This is a genomic window from Pseudomonas cucumis, from assembly GCF_030687935.1.
Classification (GTDB): domain Bacteria; phylum Pseudomonadota; class Gammaproteobacteria; order Pseudomonadales; family Pseudomonadaceae; genus Aquipseudomonas; species Aquipseudomonas cucumis.
The window spans coordinates 476,487-500,060 of record NZ_CP117454.1 but is presented as its reverse complement, the minus strand read 5'-3'; the positions used below and the strand labels follow the sequence as shown (position 1 = coordinate 500,060).

Annotated in this window: 12 protein-coding genes; 5 read left to right on the top strand and 7 right to left on the bottom strand. The window is 59.4% G+C overall.

Annotated features, from left to right (window positions below; translation table 11 throughout):
- Nucleotides 1-8 precede the first annotated feature (8 nt).
- From aceF to msrA, 4 genes are all read left to right on the top strand, one after another.
- Nucleotides 9-1,967: a dihydrolipoyllysine-residue acetyltransferase gene (aceF, locus tag PSH97_RS02170; RefSeq protein WP_305447919.1), complete on the top strand. Its 1,959-nt coding sequence runs from the start codon at nucleotides 9-11 to the stop codon at nucleotides 1,965-1,967.
- A 284-nt stretch (nucleotides 1,968-2,251) separates the two neighbouring features.
- Complete coding sequence (locus PSH97_RS02165) at nucleotides 2,252-3,646, top strand: alkaline phosphatase D family protein (RefSeq protein WP_305449737.1); 1,395 nt, start codon at nucleotides 2,252-2,254, stop codon at nucleotides 3,644-3,646.
- Between the two features lie 237 nt (nucleotides 3,647-3,883).
- The gene (locus tag PSH97_RS02160; protein ID WP_305447918.1) at nucleotides 3,884-6,577 is read left to right on the top strand and encodes a putative bifunctional diguanylate cyclase/phosphodiesterase; all 2,694 of its coding nucleotides are present in this window, start codon (nucleotides 3,884-3,886) and stop codon (nucleotides 6,575-6,577) included.
- Between the two features lie 98 nt (nucleotides 6,578-6,675).
- Entirely contained in the window at nucleotides 6,676-7,323 is a 648-nt protein-coding gene (msrA, locus tag PSH97_RS02155) for a peptide-methionine (S)-S-oxide reductase MsrA (RefSeq protein ID WP_305447917.1), read from the top strand.
- Nucleotides 7,324-7,447: 124 nt separating this feature from the next.
- Here msrA and PSH97_RS02150 read toward each other — a convergent pair whose 3' ends face one another.
- The 7 genes from PSH97_RS02150 to putP all read right to left on the bottom strand — a co-directional run bounded on the left by PSH97_RS02150 (nucleotide 7,448) and on the right by putP (nucleotide 19,028).
- Nucleotides 7,448-8,287, bottom strand: a complete 840-nt coding sequence (locus PSH97_RS02150) for a 23S rRNA (adenine(2030)-N(6))-methyltransferase RlmJ (protein WP_305447916.1) — start codon at nucleotides 8,285-8,287, stop codon at nucleotides 7,448-7,450.
- A 247-nt stretch (nucleotides 8,288-8,534) separates the two neighbouring features.
- The gene (locus PSH97_RS02145; RefSeq protein ID WP_305447915.1) at nucleotides 8,535-8,858 is read right to left on the bottom strand and encodes a hypothetical protein; all 324 of its coding nucleotides are present in this window, start codon (nucleotides 8,856-8,858) and stop codon (nucleotides 8,535-8,537) included.
- Nucleotides 8,859-9,217: 359 nt separating this feature from the next.
- Nucleotides 9,218-9,634, bottom strand: a complete 417-nt coding sequence (locus tag PSH97_RS02140) for a hypothetical protein (RefSeq protein WP_305447914.1) — start codon at nucleotides 9,632-9,634, stop codon at nucleotides 9,218-9,220.
- Nucleotides 9,635-9,645: 11 nt separating this feature from the next.
- Entirely contained in the window at nucleotides 9,646-14,436 is a 4,791-nt protein-coding gene (locus tag PSH97_RS02135; protein ID WP_305447913.1) for an RHS repeat-associated core domain-containing protein, read from the bottom strand.
- The gene (locus PSH97_RS02130) at nucleotides 14,436-15,173 is read right to left on the bottom strand and encodes a DUF4123 domain-containing protein (protein ID WP_305447912.1); all 738 of its coding nucleotides are present in this window, start codon (nucleotides 15,171-15,173) and stop codon (nucleotides 14,436-14,438) included. The genes PSH97_RS02135 and PSH97_RS02130 overlap by 1 nt, the downstream gene beginning before the upstream one ends.
- Nucleotides 15,163-17,181, bottom strand: a complete 2,019-nt coding sequence (locus PSH97_RS02125) for a type VI secretion system Vgr family protein (protein ID WP_305447911.1) — start codon at nucleotides 17,179-17,181, stop codon at nucleotides 15,163-15,165. The genes PSH97_RS02130 and PSH97_RS02125 overlap by 11 nt, the downstream gene beginning before the upstream one ends.
- A gap of 362 nt (nucleotides 17,182-17,543) precedes the next feature.
- Entirely contained in the window at nucleotides 17,544-19,028 is a 1,485-nt protein-coding gene (gene putP, locus PSH97_RS02120) for a sodium/proline symporter PutP (RefSeq protein WP_305447910.1), read from the bottom strand.
- 459 nt (nucleotides 19,029-19,487) lie between these two features.
- Here putP and putA point away from each other — a divergent pair, with 459 nt between their 5' ends.
- Nucleotides 19,488-23,441 carry a trifunctional transcriptional regulator/proline dehydrogenase/L-glutamate gamma-semialdehyde dehydrogenase gene (putA, locus tag PSH97_RS02115; protein ID WP_305447909.1) on the top strand — a complete coding sequence of 1,318 codons (3,954 nt, stop codon included), beginning with the start codon at nucleotides 19,488-19,490 and terminating at the stop codon, nucleotides 23,439-23,441.
- Nucleotides 23,442-23,574: the final 133 nt, after the last annotated feature.

Sequence of the window (23,574 nt, the reverse complement as noted above, 5' to 3'; positions counted from 1 at the left end):
GACACTCTGTGAGCGAACTCATTCGCGTACCTGACATCGGCAGCGGTGAAGGTGAAGTAATTGAACTGTTTGTGAAGGTCGGCGACCGTATCGAAGCCGACCAGAGCATCCTGACACTTGAGTCGGACAAAGCGAGCATGGAAGTGCCTGCGCCGAAGGCCGGTATCATCAAGAGCCTGAAAGTGAAGCTGGGCGATCGCCTGAAAGAAGGCGACGAACTGCTGGAACTGGAAGTCGAAGGTGCCGCAGCTGCGGCCCCTGCAGCTGCCGCTGCGCCAGCCGCCAAGGCTGAAGCTGCACCTGCTGCCGCGAAAGCGCCAGCTGCTCCTGCTGCCGCGCCTGCTGCTGCCAGCGTTCAGCAAGTACACGTGCCGGATATCGGTTCGGCGGGCAAGGCCCAGATCATCGAGATCCAGGTCAAGGTCGGCGACACCGTCGCCGCTGATCAGTCGCTGATCACCCTGGAATCCGACAAGGCGAGCATGGAAATTCCATCGCCTGCCGCTGGCGTGGTGAAGGCCATCAGCGTCAAGCTCAACGACGAAGTCGGCACCGGCGACCTGATTCTGGACCTGGAAGTGGCGGGTGCTGCTGCACCAGCCGCGGCCGCGCCAGCCCAGGCAGCTGCGCCTGCTGCCGCTGCTCCGGCGCCAGCCGCTGCGGCTCCGGCAGCCCCGGTTGCCGACACTGTTCAGGACATTCACGTCCCGGACATCGGTTCGGCGGGCAAGGCCAAGATCATCGAAGTACTGGTCAAGGCTGGCGATACCGTCACCGCCGACCAGTCGCTGATCACCCTGGAATCCGACAAGGCGAGCATGGAAATCCCATCGCCTGCCGCTGGCGTGGTGGAAAGCGTTTCCATCAAGCTGGATGACGAAGTCGGTACTGGCGACCTGATCCTGAAGCTGAAAGTCAAAGGCGCGGCACCTGCTGCTGCCCCGGCTCCAGCCGCTGCTGCTCCTGCTGCACCTGCACCTGCTCCAGCCGCCGCAGCACCTGCTGCTCCGGCACCTGCCGCACCTGCTGCTGCACCGGCCAAGCCGGGCGCCAAGGTTCACGCAGGCCCTGCGGTGCGCCAGCTGGCCCGCGAATTCGGCGTCGAGCTGAGCGCTGTCAGCCCAAGTGGCCCCCACGGTCGAGTGCTGAAAGAAGACGTGCAGGTTTACGTCAAAGCCATGATGCAGAAGGCCAAGGAAGCACCGGCCGCTGGCGGCGCAACCGGCGGCGCGGGCATCCCGCCGATTCCGGTCGTGGACTTCAGCCGTTTCGGCGAAACCGAAGAAGTACCGATGACTCGCCTGATGCAAATCGGCGCGTCGAGCCTGCATCGCAGCTGGCTGAACATTCCTCACGTGACTCAGTTCGATTCGGCTGATATCACCGAGCTGGAAGCGTTCCGTATTGCTCAGAAAGCCGTTGCAGAGAAGGCTGGCGTCAAGCTGACCATTCTGCCGCTGCTGCTCAAATCCTGCGCACACCTGCTCAAGGAACTGCCGGACTTCAACAGTTCGCTGGCGCCAAGCGGCAAAGCGATCATCCGCAAGAAGTACGTGAACATCGGCTTCGCAGTCGACACCCCTGAAGGCCTGCTGGTACCGGTCATCAAGAACGTCGACCAGAAGAGCCTGTTGCAACTGGCAGCCGAAGCCGCTGCGCTGGCTGCCAAAGCCCGCGACAAAAAGCTCACCGCTGACGACATGCAAGGCGCCTGCTTCACCATTTCCAGCCTCGGCCACATTGGCGGCACCGGCTTCACGCCGATCGTCAACGCGCCGGAAGTGGCGATCCTCGGTGTGTCCAAGGCAACCATCCAGCCAGTCTGGGACGGCAAAGCCTTCCAGCCGAAGCTGATGCTGCCGCTGTCGCTGTCCTATGATCACCGTGTGATTAACGGCGCCGCTGCTGCACGCTTCACCAAGCGTCTGAGCGACCTGCTGGCGGACATCCGCACCATCCTGCTGTAACACCGACCGGCCCTCCTTCACCGGAGGGCCCGTCGCGATCCACGTTTTCCGAGCGCCACGCTCGTACCTCAACCCCGCCAATTTGGCGGGGCTTTTTTTTGCCCTGAAGAAAGCCCTCCTCTGCGCCTTATTCCTACATTCATGGCTTACGCTGCCTACAACTCGAGTCCACTTCCGCCCGATATTTTTTGCGAGCCAATAACTAGTCTTAGTTAGGAGAATTTCCAATAGAAACTTCGACAACTTAATCTGCTTAGTTAGCATTACTTCGAATGGATTCGAACATGTTCAAACCAACTGTCGGCCCGATTATTGGCCATACAACAACTAACCACGCTCGCATTTTCTTGCGCGGTGAATTACAGAGTAACGCCTTGGTATTTGCGGGCGTCCGTTATCGGCGTGCCGGTGAGGATCGCTGGTCCAAAAGCGTATTTGCGAAACTGACTATTTTGCGCGACATGTCCGATGTGATTGCACTCAATGATCTCGCCGCCGATACCGACTATGAATATCAGGCGGGATGGTTCAGCCCCATGAGCCCGGTGCATACCGTGGAAACGATCCAGGAACTGCCGCTGCAGTGGCCTCGGGCGATCTACCGCTTTCGCACGCAATCCAGCAAAAACACGACGCCACGGGCTTATGTCATCGGTTCATGTCGCTACCTGCGAATGACCGCCGGCATTGCGTCGGCCCCGCACCTGGGCGACCGGATCTTTGCCTCGATCACCAGCCTGGCAGAACGCGCCGAGCCGCCTGTCAGCGCCATGCTGATGACCGGCGATCAAATCTATGTCGATGATTTGAACCTCGTGGCCCCCGACCGGGAGTACAAGGACATTCTCAGTAAATACCGCACGGCTTTTTCACAACCTCATATTTCGAAGTTAATGTCCGGCATGCCGACTTACATGATCCTCGACGACCATGAAATTGAAGACAACTGGCCCGCCAATAAAAGCAAGAACGATGCATACCTGTACAGAAACGCCATGGCGGCATATGAGTTATATCAAGCCAGTCACAGCCCCGCCCATAAACTGCTCGCCAACGGACAAGTCAGCAGGCAATTGGAACAGTATTGGTATCAATTCACCGATGGTGATATCGAATGGTTTATCACCGACAGCCGAACCCGACGCAATCTGTCGGCCAGCGACCGGCGCATCCTTGATGAAGAGCAGGAACAGGCGCTGCTCAAATGGCTGATCAACAGCACGGCCCGGGTCAAATTCGTGGTCACCAGCGTCATGTTCTACCCCGACCGCAAGCTTCACGGTGATGACGCCTGGAAAGCCTTCCCGGAACAACGACTACGACTACTGGAGACGATTCGTACGCACGGCATCAAGAACGTTTTCTTCATTTCCGGCGACGTCCACGGCTCGCTGACCAGTCGCCTGACCCACAGCGAGGTCCCGGACTTCGAAGTTCACACCATCGTGTCTTCACCATTGTGCAACAGCAAACTGCTGCCGTATGCCAAGGCATCCACGTTCATTCTCGACCAAGCGTTGGCCCGAACGGCCGCGGGAGATTATCGGCACGAGCTGACCAGTGAGGTGATCAGCCAGGATAATTTCGCGCATCTGGTCGTCGATGCTGAACAGGTTCGCGTCAATTATCACAATCGGGATGGCAAGCAACTGCAGTCGATAACCATAAAATTGCGTTGATCCCGGAAAAGATCGCAGCCTTGCAGGGGCTGCCGAGGGCTGCGTTTTTTTGACTCACTGCATTACTTTTTGGCGCCTCGCTGGAGAATTCTTCACGCCTGCCGACATATTCTTATAGCACTTGGCCTTCATGTCTCTTGTCAGTCGGTGTCGCAATGATGCAACCTTGCCGCAGACAACAGTAAAGAGGGCGAGAGCCCGGCGCGATCAGTATATTCGAAGCGAGTTTCCCTCCATATGAAGAGCCAACCCGATGCCGCCAGCCGTATGGTGGCCGAGGTAGTGACGCAGTTGCCTGTGCCCTCGCGGCTCGGCATGCTGCGTTTCGAACGGCTGAATGAACCGAGCTGGGCGCTGCTGTTTCTCGACCCCAATTGCGAACGACAGTTTGGCCTGCCGGCAGTGGAACTTTGTGCCTTGGTCGGCTCGCCCTATGCCAGCCTGATGGAGCCCGAAGCGCGCTATCAACTGCACGACACGATCCAGCAGCAACTCACCAATAGCCCGCATTACCTGATCCGCTACACCTTGCACACCGCCGCAGGGGTACTGAGCCTGCTGGAACTGGGCGAAGCTTACAAACAACACAATCGACACCTGCTGCGCGGCTACCTGATGGTGGTGGACGGCCTGTTCGATGGCGAACCGCTGCTGCCGGCGCTGGACCTGGAAACCCAGAACTCACGCCTGCAAATTGCCCTGGAACTCAATCAACGCGCCCAGCAGGAACAACTGCAGCATCTGGACCGGGTGCGCGCCCAGCAAGATCTGATCCTGCTGCTGACCCGCCAGCGCTACAGCACCAACAATTCCCTGCAAGAAGCCGCCGAACTGATCACCCGCAGTGCCTGCGACATCTATGAAGTCGACTGCGCCAGCCTGTGGAACCTCGACGGCTCGCTACTGACGCCGATTTCGGCCTATCACCGCGCCAGTCGGGCTCACCAACTGCCGGAGTCGATCGACGCCAGTGGTTTTCCCGATTACCTCGACGCCTTGCATACCGGTCGCGCCATTGACGCCCACAACGCCATGCGCGACCCGCGCACCCAGGAAATCGCCGAATACCTGCGCCCGCGCGACGTCAACGCCATGCTCGACGCCAGCATCCGCGTCGATGGCCAAGTGGTCGGCGTGCTCTGCCTGGAACAGATCGGTGCGACCCGCGCCTGGCAGTCGGACGAAATCGCCTTTGCCGGCGAGCTGGCGGATCAGTTCGCCCAAGTCATCAACAACCACAACCGCCGTACCGCCACCAGCGCCCTGCACCTGTTCCAGCGTGCGGTGGAGCAAAGCGCCAACGCTTTTCTGCTGGTCAATTGCGACGGCGTGGTGGAGTACGTCAACCCAAGCTTCACCGCGATCACCCAGTACACCACCGAGGAAGTCCACGGCCAGCGACTGTCGGAACTGCCGGCGTTGGAAAACCTCAGCGAACTGCTGTTCGACGCACCGTCGGCGCTGGCCAAGAGCAACAGCTGGCAGGGCGAGTTCAAGAGCCGGCGCAAAAACCTCGAACCCTACTGGGGCCAGCTGTCGATTTCCAAGGTCTATGGCGACAACCGTGAGCTGACCCACTACATCGGCATCTACGAAGACATCACCCAGACCAAGCTCGCCCAGCAGCGCATCGAGCGCCTGGCCTACACCGACAACCTGACCAACCTCGGCAACCGTCCGGCGTTCATCCGCAACCTTGATGAACGCTTCGCTCGAGACAGCGACACGCCGATCAGCCTGCTGCTGGTGGACATCGACAACTTCAAACGCATCAACGACAGCCTCGGCCACCAGACCGGCGACAAACTGCTGATCAGCCTGGCGCGACGCTTGCGCAACAGCCTGAGCCCGAGCGGCAGCCTGGCGCGCTTCGCCAGTAACGAGTTCGCGGTGCTCCTGGACGACACTGACCTCTCGACTGGCCAACAGGTCGCCAACCAATTACTGGCGACCCTCGACAAGCCGATGTTCGTCGACAACCAGTTGATCAGCGTCACCGGCTCCGTGGGCCTGGCCTGCGCGCCGCTGCATGGCCGCGACCCACAAACACTGATGCGCAACGCCGGCCTGGCGCTGCACAAGGCCAAGGCCAACGGTAAACACCAAGTGCAGGTGTTCACCGAAGCGCTGAATGCCGAGGCCAGCTACAAACTGTTCGTCGAGAACAACCTGCGCCGCGCCCTGACCCAGAACGAGCTGGACGTGTTCTACCAGCCCAAACTGTGCCTGCGCAGCGGTCGTCTGCTGGGGATGGAAGCGCTGCTACGCTGGAACCACCCGGAAAAAGGCATGATCCGCCCGGATCAGTTCATCAGCGTTGCCGAAGAAACCGGGCTGATCATCCCGATCGGCAAATGGATCGCCCGCCAGGCCTGTCGCATGAGCAAAGAACTGACCGCCGCCGGCCTCGGCAATCTGCAAGTGGCGATCAACCTGTCGCCCAAACAATTCTCCGACCCGGACCTGGTGGCGTCCATCGCCAACATCCTCAAAGAGGAAGCGCTGCCGGCGAACCTGCTGGAGCTTGAGTTAACGGAAGGCCTGCTGCTGGAAGCCACCGAAGACACCCACTTGCAACTCGACCAACTCAAGCGTCTGGGCCTGACCTTGGCCATGGACGACTTCGGCACCGGTTACTCGTCGCTCAGCTACCTGAAAAAATTCCCGATCGACATCATCAAGATCGATCGAAGCTTCATCCACGAAATCCCGGACAACCAGGACGACATGGAAATCACCTCCGCCGTGATCGCCATGGCCCACAACCTGAAACTCAAGGTCGTGGCCGAAGGCATCGAGACCGCCGAGCAGTTGGCCTTCCTGCGCCGCCACCGCTGCGATGTCGGCCAGGGCTACCTGTTCGACCGACCAATCCCGGGTTCGGAGCTGATCGAAAAGCTCAAACGCTACCCGCGCGGCCCAATCGTCTGAGCACACCGCAATCCCACAGGGGTAGTGCGTAACTGACCGGCATTAGGCACACTGGCAGTCTGTTTATTTACATCTCAACCTGACTGAGAGGACTGATCATGGTTCTGCGCTCGGAAATCCTGGTGAACAAAAACGTGCTCCCGACTAAAGAACAAGCCCTGCCTGGCCGCGAAACCCCAATGACCGTGCCGGAAAAACACTTCGTCCACGACGCCCCGTTGCTGGGCCCGTTTGCGATGGACGTGGATTTCGCGATCTTCGGCCTGGGCTGCTTCTGGGGCGCGGAGCGCAAGTTCTGGCAGCGCGAAGGCGTGGTCAGTACGGCGGCGGGTTACGCCGGCGGCTTTACGCCGAACCCGACGTATGAAGAAGTCTGCTCGGGCCTGACCGGCCACAGCGAAGTGGTATTGGTGGTCTACGAGCCGGCAAAAGTCAGCTACGAAGAGCTGCTGAAAATGTTCTGGGAACTGCACAACCCGACCCAGGGCATGCGCCAGGGTAATGACATCGGCACCCAGTACCGCTCAGTAATCTATGCCACCAACCCGGCGCAACTGGCTGCGGCCAAGCACAGTAAAGAGGTGTTCCAGGCCGAACTGACCAAGGCTGGAAAAGGCACCATCACCACCGAAATCGAAGAAGCACCGACGTTCTACTTCGCCGAAGCCTATCACCAGCAGTACCTGGCCAAGAACCCTGAAGGGTATTGCGGGATTGGCGGTACAGGCGTGACTTGCCCGATCTGATTTTCGGACGTTGATCGTTCCCACGCTCTGCGTGGGAATGCCGCCGGGGACGCTCCGCGTTCCGCCTTTAGGTGACGCAGAGCGTCCCGGGCTGCATTCCACGCAAAGCGGGAACGATCACTGGTCAACTCTCGGCAATCAACCAATCCATCTGCCACCCACCCTGGGTCTGCCCAAGCTTCTTGGACAACCACGGCAACAACTCACGCAATTCCTCTTCAAGCCCCCACGGCGGATTGGCAATCGCCAACCCGGACCCGTTCAAACTGTTCGGCGTATCCAACGGATGCACCAGCAACTCCACCCGCAACAGCTTCGGCGCGCCCGTGCCGGCCAAGTCCTGATAGAACCGCCGCAACGCCCGCTGATCCTTCACGGGGTACCAGATCGCCGCCACCGTCTGGCGCATCCGGCCAATCGCTTCTTTCAACGACGCCGCACAACGCTGCATCTCATCGAGTTGCTCGAATGGTGGATCAATCAACATCACCGCACGCTTTTCCTGCACCGGCAACATCGCACGCGGCACATGCCAGCCCTCGCCCAAGTGCACCTTCACCCGACGATCACCGGCCATGTTGTCCTTGAGCAGCAAGCCATCTTCGGGGTGCTTCTCATTGAGCATCACCCGATCCTGCGGCCGCGTCAGACGCCGCGCCAACTCCGGCGACCCCGGGTAATAGCGCAACTGGCCATCCGGGTTCATGTCGTGCAGCACCTTCATGTAATCGGCAGTCAGTGCTGGCAAATCCGGCTGATCCCACAACCGCGCGATACCTTCCAGGTACTCACCGGTACGACTGGCCTGATCGCCCTGCAGGTCATACAGACCAATACCGGCGTGAGTGTCGAGATAGGCAAACGGCTGCTCCTTGCGCGACATCAAGGCGATGAGGCGGGTCAAAGTCAGGTGTTTGAACACATCGGCGTGATTGCCGGCATGGAAGGCGTGACGATAATTCATGATTGCTCCTGCGAAGGCCGGGAAGTTTACCTTGTACGGCGCAGAACGTCAGGGGTTCGCGGCTGAGCGGGCAATCCTGGTGCCGCCACCTCTACACGGTGATCGTTCCCACGCTCCGCGTGGGAATGCCTCAAGGGACGCTCCGCGTTCCAGCCACGCAATCGAATTCGCGCCTGACACCGATGTGACGCAGAGCGTCACGGGCTGCATTCCCACGCAGGAGCGTGGGAACGATCATTCTGCGGCGTTACTCCGAAGGCCGGGCCCGCAAACGCCGCCCAACCACATCCAGCACATCACACCCATCGCGCAATGGAATGGCACAGAGCAAAGCAAAATCACTAAGGATGAAGGACTCGCACTCGATGGAACCGCGCATCGACATGTTTTCCAGCACCTGAGTGACGGCGCGAATTCGATAGTTGGCAGTGTCGGTCAAGATATCCAGCGGCGCGTGGGTATCGACGAATAGCGTGGGCATGTCGTTGCAGTTGCCGGTCAATGCCATAAAGCGGTTTTCGGGATGAGGGACTATTTTTTCGTAGGGAGGATCTGGGGTCAGTGTTTTCATTTTTTGGGACCTTTGGCGGATAAATTTAAGCTGCCAACGGCCTTTCCTACGGGCTTGGGTGGCAGCCGTACGCGGGAGTAGGAAACTGAGGATCCACCAGACTCAGCCACGCCGAAGCGTGTCCCGCGCACAGCCGCCGCGAACGATCTTACGGACACGAATTAAGTGCCGCAATCAAACGACAGCGCAGATGCGCGGTGAATCTCCAAGGGTTCCTACACCCTGCCACTGCATTTGCAGCGACAGCCAAAGACTATCCATGGATCTCACTTCGCACCAGTTCATGGAAACCGATACGTTTTGAAGGAAACTTCCGACGACCTTGCCCAGAAATTTCGCTGCCTTGTAATGCCCCTCTGTCACCAAGTAGATTGGTCTTCAAGGCTGGCCTTATGTAGGTCGTCTTTCCATTCTTCGCTTGCCAACTTATAAATATCTTCAAAAAAACCACGAGGATCGTCTATCTCTGTTTCATCCCAAGCCATAGACGTATTGGCGTCGTAGTCGCTTTCAAACTGAGTAGAAAAATCAAAACTTATCTGCACCAAGGCATCTTCGAGGATTTTCAACATCAAAAATCGGTGTCTATACGGCAGATACTCAAGGTTACTCAACACAAACAACTTAATAATTTTTTCTCTATCAGATTTATCATTCGGGTTATATGCCCACAAAGCCTCGCCACGGGTGTCCTCACGATCAAAAATAGAAATACCTCCCAACCAATACAACAGTGTCGGCTCGAAAGGAAGATCATACATAGGCCACTTTAACATTTTCACTTATCCTAATCTGGGAATGCAGTATAGGGCTTAACTACACCACCTTGACGAAACCTAACCTCTGAATAATTTAACTCATCTATATATCTCGGGCTTTGTAAATCCTTTTTATTAGGCTTATACCCTCTACCGCCACCCGGCATTTCTCTCCTTACAACGGGATCCCCTGATTGAGTAAAACCCGTGGGAGCTGAAGGCTTTCGACTCATTCTAGAAACAGCATCATTTATTGCATGCATCTGGAGCAACCAGCTTTTAAACTGGGAACTTGGATTAATCTTCTCCTTTTTGCCTTTCTTTGTTGGATGACTGCCATCAATAGATCTCTGCTTTAGCGCTTTGCCAGGTATTTCCGGATTATGTTTTGCCACGGTGTGCATGCCGTACTTTTTCTCAAACTCTATGACCCGCCTCTTAGCATTTGCCTCAGCCAACACATCAATCCGCATCCTCCGCTGATCACCAGTCAGCTTCGGCAGCGCCGGCTCACCTTCATCAACCCTAGCGCCAGTCGTATCATCCGGCGCCCCACACCCAGGCTTATTCGGTGGCGGGCAATTCCCGCTCAACCCCAACGGATCAACCCACCCCGTCGGGTTCGGCGTGTACTGGTACTGGTTCAGCCCACCCACCAACTTCACCGGGTCCGGCGTCAGGTATCGGCCAACGTCCGGATCATAGTACCGATGCCGGTTGTAGTGCAGGCCGCTCTCGGTGTCGAAGTATTGGCCCTGAAACCGTAGCGGCTGTTCAAGTTGCTCGCCCCCGCCGAACGTCTGGCGCGTGACTTTGCCGTAGGCGTTGTACTTCGCCGACCAGACGATGTCGCCGCCGAAATCCGTCAGTTCCTGCGGTGTGCCCAGGTGATCGAGCTGGTAGTAGAACGGGCAGGCCTTTTTCGGGCCTTTGCCGTCGAGCATGGCCAGCGGGCGGAAGCTGCCGGGCTCATAGACGTAGCTGCGGTAGTGCTCGCGGCTGCTTTCGGCGACGAGGTTGTCGCCTTGCCAGAAGAACTCGGTGGTTTTGCCGTCGACGGTTTTGGTGATGCGGCGGCCGAAGGCATCGTAGCGGTAGCTTGAGCAACGACCGTCCGGCGTGGTGACGCCGACCAGCCGATGCTGGCAGTCGTAGCGGTATTCGGTGACGAGTTTCTGCCCGGTGCCGCGGCGTTCGCGGATCAGGTTGCCGAAGGCGTCGTAGTCGTAATGGCGGTCGCCTTGCATCAACAGGCGATTGCCTTTGACGGTCGCCGGGCCAGGGCGGTCCTGCATCAGCAGGTTGCCGGCCGGGTCGTGGGCGAAGGTTTCCGGCGGGTCGTCGCGGGTGTGGCGCACGCGGGTCAGGCGGTTGAGTGCGTCGTAGTAATAGCTGCGCTGGCCGTGGCGGCTGTCGGCGATGGTCGCCAGGTTGCCGTTGACGGCGTAGCTGTAGTGGCGCAAGTACAGCGGTTTGGTTGATTGGTTGATCGCGTGGGCCTGCAACCGGCCCTGTTCGTCATAGTGATAGTGGCTGGTGAGCTGACCTTGCTGGCGTTGTTGTTCGCGGCCGAAGGTGAATTGGTGGTTGGTGAGCCGCGTGCCGTTGAGGTCGATGGCCGTCAGCGCACCGCCCTTGGCGTGGTGGTAGTCGAGTTTGCTGCCGTCCGGCAGGCGCAGGCGGTTGAGTTGGCCGCAGGCGTCGTAGCCATAGCGCAAGGTGCCCCAGCCCTGGTGCTCGTTGATCAGGCGGTCCTGCTGGTCGTACTCGAACTCCAGCGGGCGATCGTGGCCATCGTCGACGCCGGTCAGTCGGCCCAGCGCGTCGTAGCGGTATTCGACCTTAACCCCGTCGGGCAAGGTCTTGACCAACAACCGTCCGGCCGAATCTCGTTGATAGCCCGTAACCAGCTGCGAGCCGTCATCACCGAACTCGGTTTTCTCCAGCAGATGACCGTTTAGGTCGTAGGCGTACGCGGAGCGGCGGCCGTCGAAACCGGTTTCCTGTCGGATCAAGCCGTTAGGCGTGTAATCCAGCTGATATTTTTCGCCGGATTCGTTTTCGATTTCTGTGAGCAGCAGCTGCGCGTTGTCGTAGCGGTACTGGAGCTGGGTGCCGTCGGGATTGATCCGGCGGCTGACTAGGTGCAGGCCGTCGGCGTATTCGTAGCGGGTGATCCGGCCGAGTTCGTCGCGTTCGGCGGTGATCTTGCCGTAGGCGTTGTAGCTAAACCCGCGACTGGCACCAGTAGGCAACGTCGTCTGGATCAGGCGCCCGACGGCATCCCATTGGTATTGGGTGATAGCTCCGTGTTCGTCCTGACGGGTAAGCTGACGCCCCTGCGCATCGTAGGAAAAGCGCCGCTGCCCACCATCGGGCAAGGTCTCTTCGAGCAACTGTCCCAAGGCATTCCAGACAAACACATGGCGGCTGGTGTCCGGGTAGCGGATCGACAGTAAGCGCCCCTGAGCGTCGTAGTGATAGTGAGTGACCTGCCCGTCCGGATCGGTGGCCTCGGTGACATCCCCTTGGGCATTGCGCCGGTAGGTCCATACCGCTTTACCGCGATAGCGCGCATGCAGGAATCCGTTGCGGTATTCGTAGGCCGTCGGCTCGTCTTCGGGCGGAATCAGCGCCACCAGCCGTCCGACTTCGTCGTAGCGGTATTCGGTGACGGCTCCAAGCGGATCCTGCTCGGCAATCAGCCGGCCCTGATCGTCGTAGGCCTTGAGGTGTTCGCCACCATTCAGCTCGACCTTGCGCACCAGCCGCGCCCGGTCATCGTGGACGTAAACCTCTTCACTGCCGTCGATGTTCTGGACGGTGACGCTGCCCTGGTCATCCCAGACGTAGCGCGTATCCATCTGCGCAAACGACGCCCAGTGCCGGATACATCTGGCCGCCTTGCCGGACCTTTCCCACTCCCAGAAGAAACTTGCCCCACCGGCCAATTGCCGCTGCAGGATCACGTGCCGGTCGTCGTAGTCGTAACGCTCGCTTTCGCCAGCGGCGTTGCTCGCTTCGATCAGTTGAGCGCATTCGTCATAGCGGTAACTGACCAGCGTCTGCTCGGTGTGCCAGGCCTCGTCGAGGGGCTGCGCCGGGACAAACACCTGGTAGTCGACAGCGATCAGGTGGGCGCGGTCATAACGCAACAGCAAGGCGCGGCCCGCGCCGTTGTCGAGGCGTTGGATGCGCTCCTGGCGGTCGCGGGTGATGCGCAATCGGTTGTCGTACGCGTCGCTGATCGCCGTCAGCCGACCGTTGTGAAAGTGGTAGAAACGCGTGTCGTCGCCAGCCTGGGCGAGGATCAGTTCCTCGGGGTCATAGCCGAGATAAATCGCCGCGCGCGAGAGGCTGTTGTGGATCGCCGGGCGCTCAATAGATGGCAGCGGGAACGTGGTGCGGCGGTTTTCGTGGTCGATCCAGATGACCTGGTCGCCGTCGATTTCCAGCCGATGGGCGAGCGAATGACTCCAGCCAAAACCGAGGCCGACATCGATCTCGGCGGCGCTGGTGCGGTAGAGCCGGGTGAAGTCGAACGGTAGGAGGCCGTCCAGGGAACCGTCGGTGAGGGTCAGCAGTTCTTCGCCGGTAACCATCGATACCGGGCAGCCGTTTTTGCAGGTAGACGGCACGCACGTGGCGCTGTCGCCGTTGGGGTTTTTCGCCTGATCCGGGGAGTCGTCGTGGTGCTCGTCTTTTTTCAGTGTGGTGTTGCGTTTGGCGTCCCAGCGCAGTTGCATCCGGCCTTTTTTCAGACCCGCGGCAACACCGCGTGCGGCGACCGCCTTGTACTGGTCGACGTACTTCATGAAGGTGCTGAGGATATTGAACGTCGTCTCGACGAAGCGCATCGCGAGACTGGCCAACCCCATCCCGTATTTGAGCCCGCGAGCCATTAAATAGGCTTTGGCGGCGGGTATGCCGACACCTGTGAAAGCCAGTACCGAAGCAATCAGAATATCGATCAGCACCGAGACGATGACTTGGCTGGCCGCCTCTGCCGCGTTGCCGGCGATCTCGCTGGGCGGGAGCATTTCCAGCCAGAGACTGGCAGTACGCAACAGTAAACACAGCGCCGCTTCGTCACTGGCCAGCAGTTGGACTTTTGCCATGACCTGCGGCGCTGTTTCCGCGAGCCTGACCAACTCATCAGCGCCGCTGCCCAAACGCTCAACGAACTTGCGGGGATCCTGAAGAATGTCCGACAGCAGGCTGAGGCTGTCCCAAACGCCCATGACCGCCGCCCAACTTCCCGCGAGCATGCCGTTACCGGCAGCCGCAAAAGTCGATTGCGACCACTGCGGCTTGAACCCCTCCCACTCACTGCGTAACCAGTCTTCCAGGTCGCTGGAGAGGCCTTTGTAGGAATCAAAAAGTTCGTTGATCTTCGAGGGCGCAACTTCACCCTGGACATGAACGCGATAAAACTTTCCCGGTGTGCCTTCGAACTGCCCTTTACCGTTTTCATCGAGCAAGACCGGTGTACTTTCACCGCCATCAACGGCAATCACATCGACCGAAATATTCCCCAACGGGATGTCATAAACCGATTCGAACTTGCTCTCGATCTGCAGTATTCCGCTCGCAGGACACCGCGCTAAACCCGAGAAAAAATAATCGTCACGACTACCCACCGCTGTAGTCGTAGTGCCAAGTTTTATCAGCCGCTCCATGTCCAACAGCGAAGGCATGTCCATCGCCCGGCTGACCCTGTCCGCATTCCTGCTCAAGAAGTTGCCAAGCTGTTGGCGATACAAAACCAGTGTGTCTTTGAAACCGTCGAGCTCCTGCTCGATCCGTACGATCTGATCCATCAGTCCAGCTCCGTCATCAGGTAATCCACCAACGCTGATTTCGGCGCTTGAGGCAGGTCGGGCGTCTCAAGAAAACTCGCGACTTTGTGCCGCAACACACTTTCGGAAAACGCCTCATAAAGATCAGGACGGTCTTCGCTCAACCACTTCAGCAAGTTGTTGATATGCGTTGTCGCGGACTCGGTGGCGAGGTGGTTGAGCAGTGACTCGGAAACTTCCCACCAGGGGAAAACCCTGGCGGTTTTCAGCGCGCTGCCATCAATATCCAGCGGCTGGCCATTGATCAGGCAACGCCCGATCAGCGGCAGCAGCTGCACGGAATCAACCTCGGCGGATTGCAGAATTGGCAGCAGATAGCGCCCATCCCAGAACCGAAAAAACACCTTGTCGCCGTTGGGAAGCAGCGCTTGCGTGAGAGAGCGAAGGTGCTCGACCAGCGCTTGATGACTGGCCGCAGAAACCGCCAACCAGCCCCAATCGAGGGACTCGGTCGTAGCAACCCACTCCAAAAACTCACTGCCAGCAGCGACGATTCCGACATAGGGCATCACCGCTTCCCACTCGGCGTAAGCGGTATCAGCCCAAATCGGGCTCGGCGCTTGGGCCGTGATCGAGCGTTGCCAGGCTTTGAACGGTTCAGCCGCACTGGCACTGCTGAAAATCGCGAACAGTTGCTCCGACGGCTGCAGCGGCTGGCGCTCCAGCCAGGCGTGAGGTGACAAGGCATCAGGCGGCACAAACACCGTCCTTGCAGCGCTCGCATTCTTCACAGAACGGCGCGTCGCTTTGCAGGCTGAGTATTTGTGCGGCACTGAGCAGCGCCGCCGGGGCGGTGGCGAGTTTCAACGGAACATCCGGCAGGCTCGGCGCAGCGGGCATGGCCGCCATCGGCGCACCACCGACCTGGATCGGCACGCTGCTGAAAATCCCGCCGGGGCCGATATTGATCCACTGCCCGCCCGCCTGAATGGTCGCGCTGGCGCCGCCGTCGATGACCACTTGCTGGCCAGCGCTGACGTGGAATTGTTGACTGGCATTGAGGGCCTGACTGGTCACGCGAATGTGCCGGTCGCCGACCACTACCAAGTGATCGTCCAGCCGCACTTCGGTCTGGCGCTGACCGTGGGTGATGCGTTTTTCGTCAGCCTTCAGTTCATGGCGGGCGGTGCCGGTGACGACGATGCTGCGCTGGTTATCGACCTGCACCTGCTGATCGTTCAGTACATGCTGAGTCCAGTTTCGCTGGGCGCGCAGGTAGATTTCCTCAGCGCCTTTGCGATCCTCGATGCGCATTTCGTTGTAACCGCCGCCACCGGGACTGCTTTGGCTGCGGAAAATGCTGCGGGTCTTGTCCGCCGGCAGATCGAGTGGCACCGGGGTCGCCGCGTTGGGCAGGCAGCCCATGACCAGCGGTTTATCCGCATCGGCGTCGACGAATCCCACCAGCACTTCCATGCCGACGCGCGGAATCATCACGCTGCCGTAGCGGTCATGCGCCCAGCCAGTGGCGACACGCAGCCAGCAACTGGAATGCTCGTTGAGCTGACCGTCACGGTCCCAAGCGAGTTGAACCTTGACCCGACCGTACTCGTCGCAATGGATTTCGCTATCAGTCGGGCCGGTGACCACGGCGGGCTGATAGCCAAGCATGCGCGGCTTTTCTGGCCCCAGCGGCGGGCGAAAGGAAACGTCCCACGGCGTCGCCAGAAAGGTATTGCGATAGCCCTGGAAATCATCCGGGCTCTCGCTGGTGGCCGACTCTTCCAGCACCTGCGGCTGCCGGCCACGGTGCTCGATTTCGGTGATCAACCACAGGTCATTCCACGCCTGACGCGGGTGTTCGGCCAGGTGCAGGAAATGCCCACTGACCAAAGCAGATTCGTCGCCGCGACCTTCGGCCAGGCGGTAATCTGCACTGTGGCGCTCTAAGGTCCGTTGAGCCAGATGTTTGCCGTGTTCGCGATCGGTGAATTGGCCGGGAAAGTGATAGTCCTCCAGCACCGGTCGCTGCTCGCTGTCGAGGCGGCTTTCGAGTTGCAAACGCGGCTTCTTGAAGTCGTAGTCGCGACGGGTAACTGCGGTGGTCCGGGTTTCCAGCCGTACATTGAAACGCTTGATGGCCGGTGCATCCGCGGCCATCCCGCTGCCCGGCAGGTACAGCGTCGGTGTGGGCAGGCGGGGGAAAACCGTCTGGTCATCACCGAACACCAACAGGTGCCCGTCGGGGCTGTGCTGGAAGTGGTAGTGAATGCCGACCTCGGCACACAACCGCTGGATGAACGCCAGATCGCTTTCGGCGTATTGCACGCAATACTCGCGATCGGGGTAGTCGCTACCGAGCCGGAACTCGAAGGCATCGCGCTGGATGCCGTGGTCTTTGAGAATTTGCGTGACGATCGCCGGCACGCTTTTATGCTGGAAGATTCGCTGATTGATGCGCCGAGCGAGGTATGCCAGGCGCGGCACGAGACTGATTTGGTAGCCCGTCAGACGTTGGCCGGAATCGCTCTGGCCGACGCGAAAAATCTGACCGTGAATACCGGAACCTTGTGCATCGAAACTCAGAAACGCCTGACGGTGCAGCAGGCTTTCGAGCTCCAGATCCGGGCGTTCGCTGACCAGTTCCAGGTCAAAACGGTAGGGTTGGCTGATGGCTTCCTTGCCCGTGAACTCAAGTACCTTGAGCTCATTCTGGACGCCGTCGAGGGTCAACGTGAAACGCGGTTGATTGGCAGGCGCGAACATCCGATGTGTCTCTGCAGAATGAAGGCGGGCGATTCTGCATGAGCGACAAGGGGTGTTGACGGAGGGACAAGGAAATCAGATTTACCCTACTTTTTTAGGGAATTTTCCTTCAAAAATCGGGATAGAGAACTACAGACATTCCTGTCAGAAGCACCACCGAAAAACTGTGGGAGCGGGCTTGCCCGCGATAGGGGCCTGCCAGTCACACATACATTGACTGACCCACCGCTATCGCGGGCAAGCCCGCTCCCACAGTAGAACTTCGTTACTTCACGCCCTGCGCAAACAAAAACGGCCCGCCTCCAAAGAGAAGCGGACCGTTTTCATATTCAGCAAAAGATCAGAGCATCAGCTCATCCCCATCACTGGTTCAGGCGGAAATCCTTCTCGGCCGCGGCAAAGCGCTGAAGCATGCCGGCGGTCGGTGCCCCCATTTTGCTGACGAAGTAGATCGCCAGGCTGGCGAAGATGAAACCAGGGATGATTTCGTACAGGCCCAGCAGTTCGAAGTGTTTCCAGACGATCACGGTGATCGCGCCGACCAGGATGCCGGCCAGTGCGCCGTTGCGGGTCATGTCTTTCCAGATCACGGAGATCAGGACGACTGGACCGAAAGCGGCACCGAAACCAGCCCAAGCGTAGCTGACCAGACCCAGTACACGGTTTTCCGGGTTAGCCGCCAGAGCGATAGCAATCAGGGCAACCAGCAGCACCATGGCACGGCCGACCCAGACCAGTTCCATCTGGGAAGCGGTTTTACGCAGGAAGGTTTTATAGAAGTCTTCGGTCAGGGCGCTCGAGCACACCAGCAGTTGGCAGCTCAGGGTACTCATCACTGCAGCCAGGATGGCCGACAGCAGCACACCAGCAACCCATGGGTTGAACAGGATTTTCGCCAGTTCGATGAACACACGCTCGTGGTTTTCGGTCACAGGACCGGCCAGTTCAGGGTGCGCCGAGAAGTAAGCGATACCGAAGAAACCTACAGCGACGGTGCCGCCCAGGCACAGGATCATCCAGGCCATGGAGATGCGACGCGCTTTGGCAATCGACTTGACCGAATCCGCAGCCATGAAACGCGCCAGGATGTGCGGCTGGCCGAAGTAGCCCAGCCCCCAGCCCATCAGCGAAATCACACCGATGAAGGTGGTGTTTTTCAGCATGTCGAAGTTGCTGGCGTCTTGCGCTTCGATGGCCAGGAACGTGGTGTCGACGCCGCCGGTCGCCAGCAGCACGATGATTGGCGTCAGCAGCAGAGCGAAGATCATCAGCGTAGCTTGTACGGTGTCAGTCCAGCTCACTGCCAGGAAACCACCGACGAAGGTGTAGGCAATCGTCGCCGCAGCACCGGCCCACAGCGCTGTCTCGTAGGACATGCCGAAGGTGCTTTCGAACAGACGGGCGCCGGCCACGATGCCGGAAGCGCAGTAGATGGTGAAGAACACCAGGATCACGACCGCGGAGATAATCCGCAGCAGGCCGCTTTTGTCTTCAAAACGGCTGGAGAAGTAATCCGGCAGGGTCAGTGCATCGCCGTTGTGCTCGGTCTGCACGCGCAGACGGCCGGCGACGAACAGCCAGTTCAGGTAAGCACCGATGATCAGGCCGATGGCGATCCAGCTTTCGGAAAGACCGGACATGTAGATAGCGCCCGGCAGGCCCATCAACAACCAGCCGCTCATGTCGGAAGCACCAGCGGAGAGTGCAGTCACGACGCTGCCCAGGCTACGACCGCCCAGAATGTAGTCAGAAAGGTTGTTGGTGGAGCGATAGGCCATGAAGCCGATCAGCACCATTGCTGCGATGTAGATCACGAACGTGATCAGGGTTGGATTGCTTACGCTCATTGAGTTACGCCCTGGCATTGTTTTTATGTAGCGGCGGCTGGTGAACCGATCGCAAACGACAACGTTTGACCGACGATTCCGGATCCCGCGCATTTATGACTGATGTTTCCCCAGGAAAGCCATCAGCCGGCACACCGATCTTTGGACCGGTTGCACCTTGGCCGCGAATGCTATTCAACAAAGCAAATAAGGTGCAACCAGTTTCGTGCGAATAAGTTGCACCTAGTCGGATTTTCCTGAAAAGGGTCGGTTTTTGCTCCTTTTTAGGGCGTTTTCGGGTTGCACTAGAAGTAAAAGCACCAAGCAGGCATGGGAGGGATGTACCAGAATCAGTTTCCTGACGAGCTGCTTATTATTCCGACAAAAAAAGGGTTGCACCCGGTTGCACCTCGACCGACGCACAGCTAATCTTGCCGCCAGCTGATGCCACGCGGTCGTGGCAAACATGAGGATAAAAATATGGCTACCACCACTCTTGGGGTCAAACTTGACGACCCGACCCGCGAACGCCTCAAGGCCGCCGCGACCTCGATTGATCGCACGCCGCACTGGCTGATCAAGCAGGCAATTTTCAATTACCTGGAAAAACTCGAGGGTGGTGCAACCCTGTCCGAGCTGAACGGTTTGAACGGCAAGGACGCTGACGAAGCGGGCGAGATCCACGTCGATCACGCGCATCAGTGCTTCCTGGAATTCGCTGAAAGCATCCTGCCGCAATCGGTGCTGCGCGCGTCTATCACTGCCGCCTACCGTCGCCCGGAACCTGAAGTGGTGCCGATGCTGATCGAGCAGGCGCGCCTGCCGGCACCGATGGCCGAAGCCACCAACAAGCTCGCCGCCTCGATTGCCGAGAAACTGCGTAATCAGAAAAGCGCCGGCGGCCGTGCCGGGATTGTTCAGGGCCTGTTGCAGGAATTTTCCCTGTCGTCCCAGGAAGGCGTAGCGCTGATGTGCCTGGCCGAAGCGCTGCTGCGCATCCCGGACAAAGGCACCCGTGACGCCCTGATCCGCGACAAAATCAGCACCGGCAACTGGCAGCCGCACTTGGGCAACAGCCCGTCGCTGTTCGTCAACGCCGCCACCTGGGGCTTGCTGCTGACCGGCAAACTGGTCGCCACCCACAACGAAGCTGGCCTGACTTCCTCCCTGAGCCGCATCATTGGCAAGAGCGGCGAGCCGATGATCCGCAAGGGCGTCGACATGGCCATGCGCCTGATGGGCGAGCAGTTCGTTACCGGCGAAACCATCGCCGAAGCCTTGGCCAACGCCAGCAAGTTCGAAGCCAAGGGCTTCCGCTATTCCTACGACATGCTGGGTGAAGCCGCACTCACCGAGCATGACGCCCAGAAATACCTGGCCTCGTACGAACAAGCCATCCACTCGATCGGCAAAGCGTCCCACGGTCGCGGGATTTATGAAGGCCCGGGCATTTCGATCAAGCTGTCCGCCTTGCATCCGCGTTACAGCCGCGCCCAGTACGAGCGCGTGATGGAAGAGCTGTACCCGCGCCTGCTGTCGCTGACTCTGTTGGCCAAGCAATACGACATCGGCCTGAACATCGACGCCGAAGAAGCCGACCGCCTCGAACTGTCGCTGGATCTGCTGGAGCGTCTGTGCTTTGAGCCGCAACTGACCGGCTGGAACGGCATCGGTTTCGTGATCCAGGCGTACCAGAAGCGTTGCCCATACGTGATCGACTACGTGATCGACCTGGCTCGCCGCAGCCGTCATCGCCTGATGATTCGTCTGGTGAAAGGCGCGTACTGGGACAGCGAAATCAAGCGCGCCCAGGTCGAAGGTCTGGAAGGCTATCCGGTGTACACCCGCAAGGTGTACACCGACGTTTCATACATCGCGTGTGCACGCAAACTGCTGTCGGTGCCGGAAGTCATTTATCCGCAGTTCGCCACGCACAACGCCCATACCTTGTCGGCCATCTACCACATCGCCGGTCAGAACTATTACCCCGGTCAGTACGAGTTCCAGTGCCTGCACGGCATGGGTGAACCGTTGTACGAACAGGTTGTAGGCAAAGTTTCCGAAGGCAAGCTGAACCGCCCGTGCCGCGTGTATGCACCGGTTGGCACGCACGAAACACTGCTGGCGTACCTGGTGCGTCGTCTGCTGGAAAACGGCGCGAACACCTCGTTCGTCAACCGTATCGCCGACCAGTCCATTTCGATTCAGGAGCTGGTGGCCGATCCGGTGGCCAGCATCGAGCAGATGGCTACGCTGGAAGGCGGCTTCGGCCTGCCGCACCCGCGTATCCCGCTGCCGCGTGATCTTTATGGTGCCGAGCGCGCCAACTCCAGCGGCATCGACATGGCCAACGAACATCGTCTGGCTTCCCTGTCGTGCGCCCTGCTGGCCACCGCTCACAACAACTGGAAAGCGGCGCCGATGCTCGGTTGCGCGTCCAGCACCGAGCCCCCTGCACCAGTCCTCAACCCGTCCGATCTGCGTGATGTGGTTGGCCATGTGCAGGAAGCCACCGTCGAAGACGTCGACAATGCGATCCAGTGCGCCCTGAACGCCGCACCGATCTGGCAGGCCACCCCGCCGGCCGAACGCGCTGCGATCCTGGAACGTGCCGCCGATTTGATGGAAGGCGAGATCCAGCCATTGATGGGCCTGTTGGCTCGCGAAGCCGGCAAGACCTTCGCCAACGCCATCGCCGAAGTGCGTGAAGCCGTGGATTTCCTGCGTTATTACGCGGTGCAGGCTCGCAACGATTTCACCAACGATGCCCACCGCCCGTTGGGTCCAGTGGTCTGCATCAGCCCGTGGAACTTCCCGCTGGCCATCTTCAGTGGTCAGGTCGCTGCTGCCCTGGCCGCCGGTAACCCGGTACTGGCCAAACCTGCGGAACAAACCCCGCTGGTGGCTGCTCAAGCCGTGCGTCTGCTGCTCGAAGCCGGGATTCCGGAAGGCGTGCTGCAACTGCTGCCGGGCCGTGGCGAAACCGTCGGCGCCCGTCTGGTCGGCGATGATCGCGTCAAAGGCGTGATGTTCACCGGCTCCACCGAAGTCGCACGTTTGCTGCAGCGCAACGTCGCCGGCCGCCTGGATGCACAGGGTCGTCCGATTCCGCTGATCGCTGAAACTGGCGGTCAGAACGCGATGATCGTCGACTCCTCGGCACTGACCGAACAGGTGGTGATCGACGTGGTGTCGTCGGCTTTCGACAGTGCTGGCCAGCGTTGCTCGGCGCTGCGGGTACTGTGCCTGCAGGAAGATTCCGCCGACCGTGTCATCGAAATGCTCAAGGGCGCCATGGCTGAATGCCGTCTCGGTAATCCAGAGCGCCTGTCCGTGGACATCGGCCCGGTGATCGACGCCGAAGCCAAGGCGGGCATCGAGAAGCACATCCAGGCCATGCGCGACAAAGGTCGCAACGTGTACCAGGTGGCCATCGCCAACAGCGAAGAAGTCAAACGCGGCACCTTCGTGATGCCGACCCTGATCGAACTGGAAAGCTTCGACGAACTGCAACGGGAGATCTTCGGCCCGGTGCTGCACGTGGTTCGCTACAAGCGCAAAGAGATCGATCAACTGATCGGCCAGATCAATGCTTCCGGCTACGGCCTGACCCTGGGCGTACACACTCGCATCGACGAGACCATCGCCAAGGTGATCGACAACGTCAACGCGGGTAACGTTTATGTGAACCGCAACATCGTCGGCGCTGTGGTCGGCGTGCAACCGTTCGGCGGTGAAGGCCTGTCGGGCACTGGCCCGAAAGCCGGTGGTCCGCTGTACCTGTACCGCTTGCTGTCGACACGCCCTACCGATGCGATCGAACAATCCTTCGCCCGCGGCGACGCTCTCGCTGCACCGGACGTCCGTCTGCGTGATGCCATGAGCAAACCGCTGACCGCGCTGAAAGCCTGGGCCGACAGCAACAAGTTCGCTGACTTGAGCGCCCTGTGCGTACAGTTCGCGGCGCAATCGCAAAGCGGGATCACCCGTGTTCTGGCGGGCCCGACCGGCGAGCGCAACAGCTACGCCATCCTGCCGCGCGAACACGTGCTGTGCCTGGCGGAAGTCGAAGGCGATTTGCTGACCCAGCTGGCTGCGGTATTGGCCGTAGGCGGCTCGGCGGTATGGCCGGACGCTGAACCGGGCAAGGCACTGTTCGCACGCCTGCCGAAAGAAATCCAGGCGCGGATCAAGCGGGTTGCCGACTGGACCAAGGACGAGGTGGTAATTGATGCGGTTCTGCATCATGGCCATTCCGACCAGTTGCGTGCGGTCTGCCAGCAAGTGGCCAAGCGTGCCGGCGCGATCGTCGGGGTTCATGGTTTGTCGCAGGGCGAAACCAACATTGCGTTGGAGCGCCTGGTGATCGAGCGTGCGTTGAGCGTGAACACCGCTGCGGCGGGTGGTAATGCCAGTTTGATGACGATCGGCTAAACCGCGATAAGACCGGGCACCTGCAATGGGTGTCCGGTTTTTTTTGAAGCAAGATCTTTTGCTTCTCCATCACCAAGATCAATCATCCTGTTCAGTCTCTATTCCCACGCCTAGACTCGGCCCATTCCCAAAA

Bases quoted from the DNA above. Each gene is read 5' to 3' on its own strand.
- PSH97_RS02160 (WP_305447918.1), top strand. From the start codon at position 3,884: ATGAAGAGCCAACCCGATGCCGCCAGCCGTATGGTGGCCGAGGTAGTG.
- putA (WP_305447909.1), top strand. From the start codon at position 19,488: ATGGCTACCACCACTCTTGGGGTCAAACTTGACGACCCGACCCGCGAA.
- PSH97_RS02150 (WP_305447916.1), bottom strand. From the start codon at position 8,287: ATGAATTATCGTCACGCCTTCCATGCCGGCAATCACGCCGATGTGTTC.
- PSH97_RS02165 (WP_305449737.1), top strand. From the start codon at position 2,252: ATGTTCAAACCAACTGTCGGCCCGATTATTGGCCATACAACAACTAAC.
- PSH97_RS02145 (WP_305447915.1), bottom strand. From the start codon at position 8,858: ATGAAAACACTGACCCCAGATCCTCCCTACGAAAAAATAGTCCCTCAT.
- PSH97_RS02135 (WP_305447913.1), bottom strand. From the start codon at position 14,436: ATGGATCAGATCGTACGGATCGAGCAGGAGCTCGACGGTTTCAAAGAC.
- PSH97_RS02125 (WP_305447911.1), bottom strand. From the start codon at position 17,181: ATGTTCGCGCCTGCCAATCAACCGCGTTTCACGTTGACCCTCGACGGC.
- PSH97_RS02140 (WP_305447914.1), bottom strand. From the start codon at position 9,634: ATGTTAAAGTGGCCTATGTATGATCTTCCTTTCGAGCCGACACTGTTG.
- putP (WP_305447910.1), bottom strand. From the start codon at position 19,028: ATGAGCGTAAGCAATCCAACCCTGATCACGTTCGTGATCTACATCGCA.
- msrA (WP_305447917.1), top strand. From the start codon at position 6,676: ATGGTTCTGCGCTCGGAAATCCTGGTGAACAAAAACGTGCTCCCGACT.